Source organism: Actinobacillus porcitonsillarum (assembly GCF_003101015.1).
Lineage (GTDB): Bacteria > Pseudomonadota > Gammaproteobacteria > Enterobacterales > Pasteurellaceae > Haemophilus_A > Haemophilus_A porcitonsillarum.
In genome coordinates this window covers 2,177,031-2,190,767 of the sequence record NZ_CP029206.1, presented here as the reverse complement: position 1 = coordinate 2,190,767, position 13,737 = coordinate 2,177,031, and the positions used below count along the sequence as shown (strand labels likewise).

Annotated in this window: 10 protein-coding genes; 5 read left to right on the top strand and 5 right to left on the bottom strand. The window is 40.3% G+C overall.

The genetic code is table 11. From position 1 onward, the window contains the following. The first annotated feature begins 61 nt into the window (after window positions 1-61). The 4 genes from DDU33_RS10460 to DDU33_RS10450 all read left to right on the top strand — a co-directional run bounded on the left by DDU33_RS10460 (window position 62) and on the right by DDU33_RS10450 (window position 4,114). Window positions 62-1,294 carry a uracil-xanthine permease family protein gene (locus tag DDU33_RS10460; RefSeq protein WP_005819513.1) on the top strand — a complete coding sequence of 411 codons (1,233 nt, stop codon included), beginning with the start codon at window positions 62-64 and terminating at the stop codon, window positions 1,292-1,294. A gap of 160 nt (window positions 1,295-1,454) precedes the next feature. Beyond that, window positions 1,455-2,846, top strand: coding sequence for a DASS family sodium-coupled anion symporter (locus tag DDU33_RS10455; protein WP_005819514.1), 1,392 nt, complete (start codon window positions 1,455-1,457; stop codon window positions 2,844-2,846). A 377-nt stretch (window positions 2,847-3,223) separates the two neighbouring features. Continuing rightward, a complete protein-coding gene (locus tag DDU33_RS11055) occupies window positions 3,224-3,451 on the top strand; it encodes a transposase-like zinc-binding domain-containing protein (protein WP_420807420.1) in 228 nt (75 codons plus the stop codon). Between the two features lie 15 nt (window positions 3,452-3,466). Continuing rightward, window positions 3,467-4,114: an IS256 family transposase, variant Zn-binding type gene (locus tag DDU33_RS10450; RefSeq protein WP_167390541.1), complete on the top strand. Its 648-nt coding sequence runs from the start codon at window positions 3,467-3,469 to the stop codon at window positions 4,112-4,114. A 119-nt stretch (window positions 4,115-4,233) separates the two neighbouring features. Here the strand turns inward: DDU33_RS10450 and rho are convergent, their stop codons facing one another. The 5 genes from rho to DDU33_RS10425 form a co-directional block, all read right to left on the bottom strand. Then, complete coding sequence (gene rho, locus DDU33_RS10445; protein WP_005818247.1) at window positions 4,234-5,496, bottom strand: transcription termination factor Rho; 1,263 nt, start codon at window positions 5,494-5,496, stop codon at window positions 4,234-4,236. Between the two features lie 265 nt (window positions 5,497-5,761). Then, on the bottom strand, window positions 5,762-6,712 hold the full coding sequence (gene cysK, locus DDU33_RS10440; RefSeq protein ID WP_108925091.1) for a cysteine synthase A: 951 nt from the start codon (window positions 6,710-6,712) through the stop codon (window positions 5,762-5,764). 363 nt (window positions 6,713-7,075) lie between these two features. Then, entirely contained in the window at window positions 7,076-8,023 is a 948-nt protein-coding gene (gene thrB, locus DDU33_RS10435; RefSeq protein ID WP_108925089.1) for a homoserine kinase, read from the bottom strand. A gap of 133 nt (window positions 8,024-8,156) precedes the next feature. Next, the gene (gene thrA / locus DDU33_RS10430) at window positions 8,157-10,601 is read right to left on the bottom strand and encodes a bifunctional aspartate kinase/homoserine dehydrogenase I (protein WP_108925087.1); all 2,445 of its coding nucleotides are present in this window, start codon (window positions 10,599-10,601) and stop codon (window positions 8,157-8,159) included. Between the two features lie 255 nt (window positions 10,602-10,856). Continuing rightward, window positions 10,857-11,243, bottom strand: a complete 387-nt coding sequence (locus DDU33_RS10425) for a helix-turn-helix domain-containing protein (protein ID WP_108925085.1) — start codon at window positions 11,241-11,243, stop codon at window positions 10,857-10,859. Between the two features lie 148 nt (window positions 11,244-11,391). Between DDU33_RS10425 and DDU33_RS10420 the strand changes: the two genes are divergently transcribed. Next, on the top strand, window positions 11,392-13,710 hold the full coding sequence (locus tag DDU33_RS10420; RefSeq protein WP_108925083.1) for a HupA family protein: 2,319 nt from the start codon (window positions 11,392-11,394) through the stop codon (window positions 13,708-13,710). Window positions 13,711-13,737: the final 27 nt, after the last annotated feature.

Genomic DNA, 13,737 nt, shown 5'->3' with positions numbered 1-13,737 from the left:
TGCCTTTCAGTTGTCGAAAGATAACCATTCTTTTTTTACGATCACAACTGAGATTTTCTACATGACTCATCAAACAATTAGCACTCCCAAACAGGCGTTTGTAGGCTTACAAATGTTATTTGTTGCCTTTGGCGCACTTGTTCTCGTTCCTTTGATTACTGGTTTAGACCCGAATACGGCACTTCTTACCGCAGGGGTTGGTACTTTATTATTTCAACTTTGTACACAACGTCAGGTTCCTATTTTCTTAGCCTCTTCATTTGCTTTTATTGCACCGATTCAATACGGTGTTCAAGAGTGGGGCATTGCAGTAACCATGGGCGGCTTAGCTTGTACCGGTTTAGTCTATTTTGCGTTAAGTTTACTCGTAAAATGGAAAGGTGCTCAGATAATGGATAGAATTTTTCCACCGGTTGTGGTAGGGCCTGTCATTATCATTATTGGATTAGGATTAGCACCTGTTGCAGTCGATATGGCATTAGGAAAAACCAGTAATGGTGCGATTTCACAAGATATGGCAATGGTCGTTTCCATGGTAACATTAATTACTACCGTGATTGTTGCTGTGTTTGCTAAGGGCATGATGAAATTAGTTCCAATTATGTTTGGGATTGTTGTCGGCTATATTTTATCTATATTTCTTGGCATTGTTGATTTTACGCCAATTGCTAATGCAGCCTGGTTCAGCTTACCTACAATTACAACACCAGAGTTCCGTCTAGACGCTATTCTTTATTTACTCCCGATTGCAATTGCACCGGCTGTTGAGCATGTTGGTGGGGTTATGGCAATTAGTTCTGTAACAGGACAAAATTTCTTGAAAAAACCAGGATTGAACCGTACGCTTCTCGGAGATGGGGTAGCAACCTCTGCCGCTTCTTTATTAGGTGGTCCACCAAATACAACTTATGCGGAAGTAACAGGTGCCGTTATGCTGACTAAAAACTTCAACCCGAAAATTATGACATGGGCAGCTTGTTGGGCGATAGCGATCTCTTTCTGTGGCAAAGTTGGGGCCTTCTTACAAACGATTCCTGGCGTTGTCATGGGCGGTATTATGATGTTAGTTTTCGGCTCAATTGCAGCGGTTGGTATGAGTACGCTTATTAAAGCGAAAGTCGATATGGGTGAAGCCCGTAATCTGGTTATTGTTTCTGTGGTGATGACATTCGGTATTGGCGGTATGCTGATCAATGTTGGTGAATTCTCTTTAAAAGGGATTAGCCTATGTGCCATCGCTGCAATTATTATGAATCTCGTTTTACCGAAAGAAGCGGTTAAAAAAGAAGATTAATTTACAAAAATAAATGAACGAAGCTAACCTGATGGTTAGCTTCTTTTTTATGTAATAAAAATGTGATCTTATTCACAGTTTTGTTACATTCCTATGTTTTTATTTCTATTTTTGTGTATATTGCAATTAATTTTATGGACTAAATTGTTGTGGGGGATTTATGGGCACAAGTGTTCATTCAGTAAAACAAACTAATCTGCGCAATATGATTATTTTTATTGCCGATGTTGTATTGTTTTTTATTTTGCTTAATACCTTGCCGTTTGCACCTGAAGCCACAAAAGGGTTGGCTCTTTTAGTATTTGTTGCGGTGCTTTGGCTAACAGAGGTATTACATGTTACGGTAACTGCACTCCTAATCCCAATTTTGGCGATAGGGCTAGGTCTAGTGAAATCAAAAGAGGCGTTAGTCGCTTTTGCGGATCCTACTATCTTCCTCTTTTTTGGGGGATTTGCATTAGCAACCGCATTACATGTACAGCAATTAGACCGCATGATTGCAAATAAAATCATGGCAATGTCAAAAGGGAAATTATCTGTTGCGGTGATTTACCTTTTTGTGGCAACGGCTGGATTATCCATGTGGATGAGTAATACGGCAACAACGGCTATGATGTTACCGCTTGCAATGGGGATCTTGAGTAAATTAGACAGACAAGAAAACCACAATACTTATGTTTTTGTGCTATTAGGAATTGCTTATAGTGCAAGTATTGGTGGAATGGGGACTTTGGTTGGTAGTCCACCAAATGCGATTGTGGCATCACAGCTTCATCTTTCTTTTGCCGATTGGATGAAATATGGTCTGCCGATCATGTTTATGCTCATGCCGTTGATGGTTGGGATTTTATATGTGGTATTTAAACCAAAATTTAATGTTACCTTTGAGCAATCTGTTGAAAAACTTGAGTTAAATCGTGATCGTATTTTAACGTTAGTGATTTTTATCTGTGTTGCATTAGGTTGGGTATTTAGTTCTTATTTAAACCCATTGATTTCTAGTGCTTTAGGTTTAAAAGGCAACATCGGTAGCTTTGACAGTATTTTAGCACTTCTTGCTGCAGCATTATTGTGTATTACACGCATTACAACGTGGCAACAAATTCAAGATGGTACAGAATGGGGCGTGTTATTCCTATTTGGTGGTGGTTTAACATTAAGTGCGGTATTAGGTCAAACCGGTGCAAGTAAAATCATGGCTGACGGCATAGTCGCGATTATCGAAGGCGGACACTACTACATTATTGGCTTGATTGTTGCAACCTTTATTATTTTCTTAACAGAATTTACCTCAAATACGGCAAGTGCAGCATTACTCGTTCCGATTTTCATTTCAATTGCCCAAGCACTCAATATGAATGCATTAGGTTTAGCGCTAATCATCGGTTTAGGTGCATCTTGTGCATTTATGTTACCTGTTGCGACGCCGCCAAATGCGATTGTCTTTGGTACAGGAGCAATTAAACAAAGCGAGATGGTTAAAGCCGGTTTCTGGTTGAATATTGTATGCGTCTTAGTGATTGGTACAGTTGGATATGTATTCTGGTTTTAATTATATTTAAAATACCTTTTGTAAGGTAAAAAGTATAGTCGAAAAATATTTGTTAAAAATTGGCTTATAACCTTATATTACGGGCTGTAAGCCAATTATAGTTCAAAAAATACCACTTTTAGAAATAGTGCTCAAAAACAAATATTTATTTTCAAAAAGAAATTAGCGCTACTAAAAATATGGAGTGATTATTTAATTAGGAATATAGCGCAAGTGCTGCTAATAAGAAAGCCGACAATTTTGTCCATTACACCTAAAAAAAGTGTGTAATAGACAAATTTGTTGCTAAAAAGTGGCTTAAAGCCTTATAGTACAAGGCTTTAAGCCCTCTTTTTGAAATATGAACAAAAAACTGTCCATTTTGCCAAAGTGCAAGAATAAAGAAACATGGTACATCAAATAATATTCAACGATATTTTTGTCATAAATGTCATAAAACTTTTTCCTCCAAGAATAAATTAGATCCAATTAAAATTTGGACTGATTACACATCCGGAAAACAAACCTATCAACAACTTGCCGTTAAATATCATTGTTCCGTCAGAACGATTCAAAGATATATTGATAAAGCCCCTAAAACACCTTTAAAACCGCCTTCAAATTGATACCTGAACATCATTATGGATACGACATTCTTCGGTCGTTATTTTGGCGTATTAGTGCTAATGGATTCTAATTCAAATAATGTGATTTCCCATTATTTTGTGCGAACCGAAAAAGATATTTACTATAAACTTGCCTTGAACAGATTAAGAGAAAAAAGCCATATAATTCAATCGATTACCTGTGATGGTAGACGTGGTTTGATGAAAGATTTATTTAATACGCCGGTACAAATGTGTCAATTTCATATGGTGGCAATTGTGATGCGAAAATTAAGAAAAAAACATCAATCACAAGCGGGTAAAGAATTAAAAATAATTGTAAAAACACTCACAAAAAGCTCAAAAAATGAATTTTATCGACGATTACATTCTTGGTTTATAAAACACCAAGCGTTTTTAAAAGAACGAAGTGATAAAGCGAATGAAAAAGGCTATTTTCCTTATAAACATCGGAATGTAAGAAGTGCTTATGCCAGTTTAAAGCGTTATATGGATTTTATTTTTACCTATGAGAAATGTTCTGAATTAAATATCGAAAAGACGACAAATCGTTTAGAGGGGTTATTTAGTGAACTTAAGCGAAAATTAAATAATCACAATGGATTAACGAAAAAGCGTAAGATGTTGTTTATACAAGATTTTTTAAATAAAAAGAGTTGCTAACATTTAGAAAAAATAAACATTAGCAACAATTTTGTCCACTTGGCATAGTTTTTGACGAATCAGCAACAAATTTGTCTACTATGCCAAAAAAAGCACTCCAAGGAGTGCTTTTTATATCTTTATGAGCGTTTCATAATCTCAAAGAATTCTTCGTTCGTTTTTGCGACACCCAGTTTATCAATTAACCATTCAATCGCTTCAACTTCGCCCATTGGGTTAAGTACTTTACGTAACATCCAAGTTTTTTGGTGCTCTTCCGGTGTCATGAGTAAGTCATCTTTACGTGTACCGGAACGGTTAAATTCAATCGCAGGGAAAATACGGCGTTCAGCAATTTTACGAGAAAGGTGTAACTCCATGTTACCTGTTCCTTTAAATTCTTCAAAAATTACTTCGTCCATTTTTGAACCTGTATCGACCAATGCTGTTGCAATAATGGTTAAACTACCACCTTCTTCCACGTTACGAGCTGCACCAAAGAAACGTTTAGGACGATGTAAAGCATTTGCATCCACACCACCGGAAAGGATCTTGCCTGATACCGGAGTTACCGTATTGTAAGCACGAGCTAAACGGGTAATAGAGTCTAATAGAATTACGACATCTTTCTTATGTTCAACAGAGCGTTTGGCTTTTTCGATAACCATTTCTGCCACTTGAACATGGCGAGTCGCCGGTTCATCAAAGGTAGAAGCAATCACTTCGCCACGTACAGTACGTTGCATTTCAGTTACCTCTTCAGGACGCTCATCGATTAAAAGGACAATCAATTCACATTCTGGATGGTTGTGAGTAATGCTTTGCGCAATATTTTGTAGAAGTACCGTTTTACCTGCTTTTGGAGGTGCTACGATTAACGCACGTTGCCCTTTACCGATTGGCGCTGCTAAGTCTAAGATACGGGCGGTTAAATCTTCAGTAGAGCCATTGCCACGTTCCATACGTAAACGAGAATTTGCATGAAGAGGAGTTAAGTTTTCAAAGAGAATTTTGCTACGAGAAACTTCAGGTTTGTCGTCATTGACTAAATCGACTTTAAGTAACGCAAAATAACGTTCGCCTTCTTTTGGTGGACGGATTTTACCTTCTACTTTATCCCCTGTTTGGAGGTTGAAACGGCGAATTTGGCTAGGTGAAACATAGATGTCATCAGGACCGGCAAGATAAGAACTATCAGCAGAACGAAGGAAACCGAACCCATCCGGTAAGATTTCTAACACGCCTTGTCCAAAAATATCTTCGCCACTTTTTGCGTGTTGTTTCAAAATAGCAAAAACAATGTCTTGTTTACGTAAACGAGCTAAATTTTCAAGCCCCATTTGTTCTTCGCCGATACGGACAAGTTCCGACACTGGCGTATTTTTTAATTCAGTAAGATGCATAGGAAATAATTTGATTTTGATAAGTTTGATAAAAAATAATAAAGATTGGAAATCTGATACTACTGAGGATAGCAATCGCTATAAAATTGAATGGCGGAAGAATACGCTAAATTTGAAAAAATTGCAAATTCTTTCTGAAAAATAACCGGTATTTATGGTATTTATACAGACCTTTGATTTTTGTAAGAGGTTCCTTGATTTCGTCAATTTGATATTGGTGGGCAAGGATGCCCACCCTACTTAACATCATAAAATATAGGCAAAATTAAACATCAATGCCTTCAAATAACAATGTACTTAAATAACGCTCTGAAGCAGAAGGTAGCACAGCGACAATTAGCTTATCAGCAAATTCAGGTAGTTTAGCTAAACGGTCGGCGGCTGCCACTGCTGCACCTGAAGAAATTCCGACTAAAATCCCTTCTTCTGCCATCACACGGCGAGCAGTTGCGATTGCTTCTTCACTAGAAACTTGTTCAACACGGTCAATCAGGCTTAAATCTAAATTTTTCGGGATAAAGCCTGCGCCGATACCTTGAATTTTGTGTGGGCCCGGTTTAACTTCTTCGCCGTTTAATGTTTGCGTAATCACAGGGCTTTCACTTGGTTCAACAGCAACAGAAAGAATTTGTTTGCCTTGGTCTTGCTTGATATAGCGAGAAACGCCGGTAATAGTACCGCCGGTACCAACACCTGCAACGATAACATCAATTTTGCCTTCGGTCGCTTCCCAAATTTCAGGACCGGTGGTTTGTTGGTGAATTGCTGGGTTTGCTGGGTTTTCAAACTGTCTTAGGATAACGTAACGATCCGGATCACTTGCAACAATTTCTTCTGCTTTAGCAATCGCACCTTTCATACCTTTAGCACCTTCGGTTAGCACTAAATTAACGCCTAAGCCACGTAATAAGCGTTTACGCTCTGTACTCATTGTTTCCGGCATGGTTAAGGTAATTTTATAACCTCGTGCGGCAGCAACATAAGCAAGCGCGATCCCTGTATTACCACTGGTCGCATCTACGATCTCTTTCCCTTTGGTTAAGATACCGTCTTTTTCTGCTTGCCACACCATATTCGCACCGATACGGCATTTTACGCTAAAACTTGGATTGCGAGATTCGACTTTCACAACCAAATTACCGTTGTTACCGAAATTTTTTAAACGAACAAGTGGGGTATTACCGATAGTATATGAGTTGTCTGCATAAATAGTCATAGCTAATTCCTTAGTTTTTCAATGAGGTTTGAATGAATAAGTTGAGCTAAGCATACGCCATTTTTTTTATGAGTGTTAGAGGCAAAAAATCATTTTATATAACAGAAAGGAATATAAGAACGAGGGTAGGGCGAAATATCTTTCGTCCCGAAATTTTATCGGCATTTGGGCGAAAAATAGGGGGGTATGTAGCAGTTGCACAAACCGTTAATTTTGTAGGGTAGACCTAAGTCCACGCATTAAGCTCGTTATTTTAAGCGTGGACTTACGTCCACCCTACGCCACTAATACAAGGGGCTAATTACATTAGCCCCAATAAACATCGAATGAATAAAATTTGTCAGCAATCTGCCACTTAAAGCATTACTTCAATTCTCTTGCACCTTGATTATCCACCTTACAAATATGAATAAAGCCTTCATTGTTTTGTAGATAATCTTTTTCAAGGTAAGCAACGAGTTTTTGTGCGTGTTCCAAATCCGGTGCAATAGCAAACATTGTCGGGCCAGAACCTGAAATACCCACCGCTAATGCGCCTAAATCTTTACAACCTTGGCGAACTTCAGCGAAGTTTGGCAGTAATGATTCACGATATGGCTCAGCAATCAGATCTTTCATCATAATCGCTGCTAAAACATCTTGGCGAGTATGGCAAGCGTGAATGAAAGAGCCTAAATAGCGAGCTTGAGCAATCATATCTTGGCGAGTATAGCTTTTCGGTAAAATCGCTCGAGCTTCAGCGGTTGAAACTTCAATACCCGGATAAGCTAACACCCAATACCACTCATCAAAAAATGGAATTGGCTGGCAGATATTTCCAAGCGATTGAGTCATTAGTTGCAAACCGCCCAAATAACATGGTGCAACGTTATCGTAATGGATTGAGCCTGAAATTCTGCCTTCCAATTCTCCCATCATTTCCAATAATTCCATTTTTGAGAACGGTTCATCATGGAATTTATTCAGAGCTACGAGAGCCGCCACAATTGAGCAAGCACTTGAGCCTAAGCCTGAGCCAATCGGCATATTTTTCTCAAGGGTCAGGCGTAGATTTTTTACCACGCCACCACGCAATTTCAAACGTTCGCTAAACAGTACATAAGCTTGATAAACGATATTTTTTTGCGGTTCTTTCGGCAATTTACGCACAAAATAGCCGACACTTTCCAACTCAAATGGTTGATCGCAATCTTCAATTTGTACTACATCGCCAAGCAGTGACCCATCAATTGGCGAAATGGCTGTGCCAAGTGAGTCAAAACCTACACTTAAATTTGCACTTGAAGCTGGGGCATAAATTCGTAATGTCATTTTTTTCCTTATTCTATATGGGATTAGACATACATAGATTTTCGTAGGGGTGGGGGTTATCCCCACCCAAAATCGTATCTACACATTAACGGGCGGGCATAAAGCCCGCCCCTACAAAAGTATTAATAATCTTTTACTTTAATGTACGCAAAATATCCGCAAAAATACCGGCTGCGGTAACATCATTACCCGCACCATAGCCACGTAATAAAAGTGGAATTGGGCTGTAATAACGGGTATAGAACGCAAGGGCATTTTCACCGTTTTTGACTTTATAAAGCGGATCATCGCCGTTTACTTCTTTGATTGCGACACGGCATTTACCGTTTTCAATGGAGCCCACATAACGTAGCACATTGCCACAAGCGGTCGCTTTTTCGACACGTTTTGCAAATTCGGCATCAAGCTCTGGCAACATCGCTAAAAATTCCGCTGCGGTTTTACCCTCTGAGAAACCTTTTGGTAAAACGCCTTCCACTTCAATATCTTCTAACTCTAACGGATAGCCACACTCACGCGCTAAAATCAACAATTTACGTGCGACATCTTGCCCTGATAAATCATCACGAGGATCTGGCTCAGTAAAGCCTTTTTCTTTGGCAATATTCGTTGCTTCGGAAAGCGTAGCTCCTTCTTCTAACTTACCGAAAATGAAAGAGAGCGAACCGGATAAAATCCCTTCAAATTTTTCTACTTCATCGCCGGCAGCCAATAAGTTTTGTAAGTTCTCAATCACAGGCAAACCTGCGCCTACGTTCGTTTCGTATAAGAATTTATGCTGGCTTTGGCGAGCATTTTCACGCATTTCTTGATAATAAGCATAGCTTGACGTATTCGCCTTTTTGTTTGGCGTAATCACGTGGAAGCCTTCTTTTAATGCACGTGCATAAAGGTTTGCCACAGATTGTGCCGTTGTACAATCCACAAAAACAGGGTTTACCACGTGGTGTAATTTAATGAACGAAAGCAACACATCAAAGTCAGACGGCTGTGTTGCCGATTCTAAATCCGCACGCCAGTTATCAAGGCTTAAACCGTTTTCATTGAGTAACATTTTGTTCGAGTTAGCTAATGCACAAACTCGGATCTCAATATCCTTCTTTGCAAGGTACTCCTTTTGTGTTTTGATCTGTTCGATCAATTCGCCACCCACACCACCGACACCGACTAAAAAGACATCGACCACTTTTTTGTTATTAAATAACGCTTTATGGGTTGCTTTAACCGCTTCAATCGCTTTATTTAATGGTACTACGGCAGAAATTGAACGCTCTGATGAACCTTGCGCAATCGCCACAATGCTGATATTTGCTTGAGCAAGGGCAGAGAAGAAGCGAGCCGCAATCCCTTTCGCTGTACGCATACCGTCACCAACGACAGATACGATAGAAAGGTCTTTAATCACTTCCACAGGATCTAATAAACCTTCTTTGAGTTCTTGGGCAAAAGTGCTGTTTAACGCAGCCAGTGCTTTTTCAACCGCTTTGACCGGCACACAGAAGCTAATACTATATTCAGAAGACGATTGTGTAATTAAGTTCACGGAAATACCCGCTTGCGACATCGCAGTAAACACACGAGCCGCCATACCGACCATACCTTGCATACCTGAGCCTGATACGTTGAACATTGCTACATTATCAAGGTTCGTGATCCCTTTCACTTTTAAGTTATCGTTTACCACATTGCCATCAATGATCGTGCCTTTGGCTTCCGGATTATGGGTATTTTTAATTAAGCATGGAATGTTTAACGGCACTAATGGACCAATAGTGCGAGGGTGGATCACTTTCGCCCCAAAGTAAGAAAGCTCCATCGCTTCTTGATAGCTCATTGACTCTAAGCAGATCGCATCTGGCACTAAACGCGGATCGCAAGTATAAACGCCGTCCACGTCCGTCCAAATTTCGCACACATCGGCTTTTAAGCAAGCGGCTAAACAGGCTGCAGAATAGTCTGAACCGTTGCGACCAAGTAATACCAATTCGCCTTGCTCATTACCTGCAGTAAAGCCCGCCATTAACACCACATTTTTCTTTGGAATTGAAAGGGATTCAATGCGTTTAGTTGATTCTGCAATATCTACAGAAGATTCTAAATAGCTCCCGTGAGCTAATAATTTTTCGACAGGATCAATGCGAGTAACTTCATAACCTTTTGCTTCAAACCACGCTTTCATCATCGCAATCGATAATTTTTCGCCACGACTGTGAACCGTTGCGCCGATATTATCCGGGCAGAATTTATTTTTTGCGGCTTCAGCCGCAATGTTGCAGATGTCGTCTAACTCCGCTTTGATAAAGCTACTTAACCCTTCACGGTCGAAATTATTATTAACGGCATATAGTCCGTTTATGATGTTGTTGAAAATATCGGTGGCTTCGGTGAGATGAGATTCGTAAGATTCGCCGGCTTGGGCTTTATCGACAATGGCGACAAGATGATTCGTGATTTTGGCGGGTGCAGACAGTACACCGGCAGCTTGATCCGCTAAATGCGCCTTTTCGATGATGTCGGCAGCTTGTAAAAAGCGTTCCGGATTGGCTAAAGAAGTGCCTCCAAATTTTAGAACTCGCATAGGTTTCTCCTGAAGATAATTGTTTAATGTTTGCAAATTTTGTTACAAAAAAACCCGCTTGTTTAAGCGGGTTTCGGTCAATTTTTTCCGTTTTTTAGCTACGAACACCCGCACTATGTTGATACATAATGATAGTCATGATGGTAATCGTAGTCATTGTAAAACGGTTCATAGCTTCTCTCTAAATAAAGCGTGAAAAACGTGTAAGAGAATCCTCTAAAATGACGGGTTTGTCAAATGGTTTTTATCGAATATTTATGCTTTTTCTTTTAGCAAGGCAATAATCTCTTTCAAGGCGACAATTTCCTCATTTTTCTGAGCAAGCATTTCATCTTTATGAGCGATTGTCAGTTTTAATTTTTCAATTTCGGCAGTGAGATTTTCAGGATTTCCATAATAATTCGTATTATTGGCGTGTTCATTCATTAAAAATAGAACGCCTTTTCCCTCACAATTCATTAGTTCCAACACATCAATATTAAAAATATGAGCAATTTGTTCGAGTTTATGTAAATTAAGTTTTGTTTCGCCACGTTCAATTTTAGCGTAACCGTTGGTGGACATATTCATTTTTGCCGCCATCTCTTCTTGCGACCATTGGTTCATTTCTCGCACCATACGGATTTTTTCATTAACACTCACAAATTGCCCCTTTTCTTGATTTGTCCACCCACAAATTGAGTAGCTTTGCCACACGATTTGTTGTTAGCGGAAGATTAAGCCTACTTTTAAAATAGCTCGTATTTTACACATATTTTACTTAAATAACACATTAAAATAAGGACTTTCTATGCGTTTGTCAGTTAAAACAACAGCCATGGCGATTTTAGTTTCATTAGGCGTAACAGCTTGTAGCTCAGGCGGTGGTGGCGGTGACTCATCTGCACCGGCTAATAACCCAGAGCAAGCAAAGCAAATTGAAGCCTTAAAAAAACAGGTGGAAGCCGAGCAACAAGCGGTTAAATCTGCGCAAAATAATGCAAACCAAGCGTCTGAAAAAGTAAAAGCGAGTGAAACAGCTAAAGCAAAAGCGGAAGCTGAACTGGCAAAAGCACAGCAAGCAGTCAAAAATGCAGAAAATGCCACTGCGGCAGAAAAAGCGAAAGCTCAAGCAGCAGCGGATAAAGCCGCACAAGATCTTGCAGCTGCGCAACAAGCGCTAAAGAATGCTGAAAATGCAACTGCTGCAGAACAAGCCAAAGCGCAAGCGGCAGCAGAAAAAGCGGCGCAAGATTTAGCCGCAGCACAACAAGCCGTTAAAAATGCTGAAGCGGCAACGGCAGCGGAACAAGCCAAAGCGCAAAAGGCTGCAGAGAAAGCCGCTCAAGATTTAGCGGCAGCTCAAGAAGCTGTGCGTAATGCAGAAGCGGCAACAGCTGCAGAACAAGCCAAAGCGCAAGCGGCAGCAGAAAAAGCGGCACAAGATTTAGCTGTAGCACAACAAGCCGTTAAAAATGCTGAAGCGGCAACTGCTGCAGAGCAAGCCAAAGCCCAAGCGGCAGCGGATAAAGCCGCTAAAGATTTAGCCGCAGCACAACAAGCCGTTAAAAATGCCGAAGCAGCGACAGCTGCAGAACAAGCCAAAGCGCAAGCGGCAGCGGAAAAAGCAGCACAAGATTTAGCTGTAGCACAACAAGCCGTTAAAAATGCTGAAGCGGCAACGGCTGCAGAACAAGCGAAAGCTCAAGCAGCTGCAGAGAAAGCCGCTAAAGATTTAGCGGCAGCACAAGAAGCGGTACGTAACGCCGAAGCAGCAACAGCAGCGGAACAAGCCAAAGCTCAAGCGGCAGCAGAAAAAGCCGCTAAAGATTTAGCCGCAGCACAACAAGCAATTAAAAGTGCCAAAGCGGCTACTGCAGCAGAGCAAGCCAAAGCCCAAGCTGCGGCGGATAAAGCCGCTAAAGACTTAGCCGCAGCACAGCAAGCAGTTAAAGATGCCGAAACAGCAACCGCTGCAGAACAAGCCAAAGCGCAAGCGGTAGCAGATAAAGCCGCTAAAGATTTAGCCGCAGCACAACAAGCCGTTAAAAATGCTGAAGCAGCAACTGCTGCAGAACAAGCCAAAGCTCAAGCTGCTGCAAACAAAGCTGCACAAGATTTAGCGGCAGCACAAGAAGCGGTACGTAATGCCGAAGCGGCAACGGCAGCGGAGCAAGCCAAAGCTCAAGCCGCAGCCAATAAGGCAGCTCAGGATTTAGCTGCGGCTCAAGAAGCTGTGCGTAATGCGGAAGCAGCAACGGCAGCGGAACAAGCTAAAGCTCAAGAGGCTGCAGAAAAAGCAGCTCAAGATTTAGCTGCTGCTCAAAATCAAATCTCTGCTTTAGAAGCTGAATTAGCTCCAGTAAGAGAAGAAGCGGAAAGAAAACGTCAAGAAGCAGAAGCAGAAGAAAAGAAATGGGAGTTTCTGAAAGATGGAAATGCTTGGAGATATGTAGAGAGACTTTCATATGACAATAAGAGTATTGTATATATTGGGGAAGATAAAGTAGGACAACTTACTCTTCAAAATCAAGCCGAAAATTGGTCTTTACAAAAAGCTGTTAATTTTAACGAGAGTGGTATTTCCGATAATGTTAATACTTTACCTATTTATGCAACCCGTAAAACACTTTCTGGTGATAAAGAGGTACAAGTAGCTAATGCTCATTTTGTTAATCAACAATACTCAACTTATATTCATTGGAGTTACAATTCGGATTTATTGACAAACGATGATGTTCATCGTGCAGCAACTTATATAGCATTACCAACAACGACAAATTCTGATTACCTGAAAAGTGTCACAACAGCAACATATAACGGCAAGGCAATTAAGAGGAGTTGGAATGATAACCTTATTTCAACAGGTGATTTTAGTTTAACCGCGAACTTCCAAACAGAAAAAGTAACGGGAGCTATTACTAATTTAGATGGACGGGATTATGTTTTTAATGAAGGTAATATTAGTGTATCGCCTAAAAATAATTTAATTTTTAGTGGTATTGTTGATATGACCGAACTTTATGGAGGAACAAATACAAACTATAAAGGTGTTTTTGCTGGACCAAATGCTGAAGAAGTCGTTGGCACAGCAGGAAGTAATGTAAGCTTCGGAGGCAAACGCCAATAACCAATCGTAAAGGCGGGTATCCCCCGC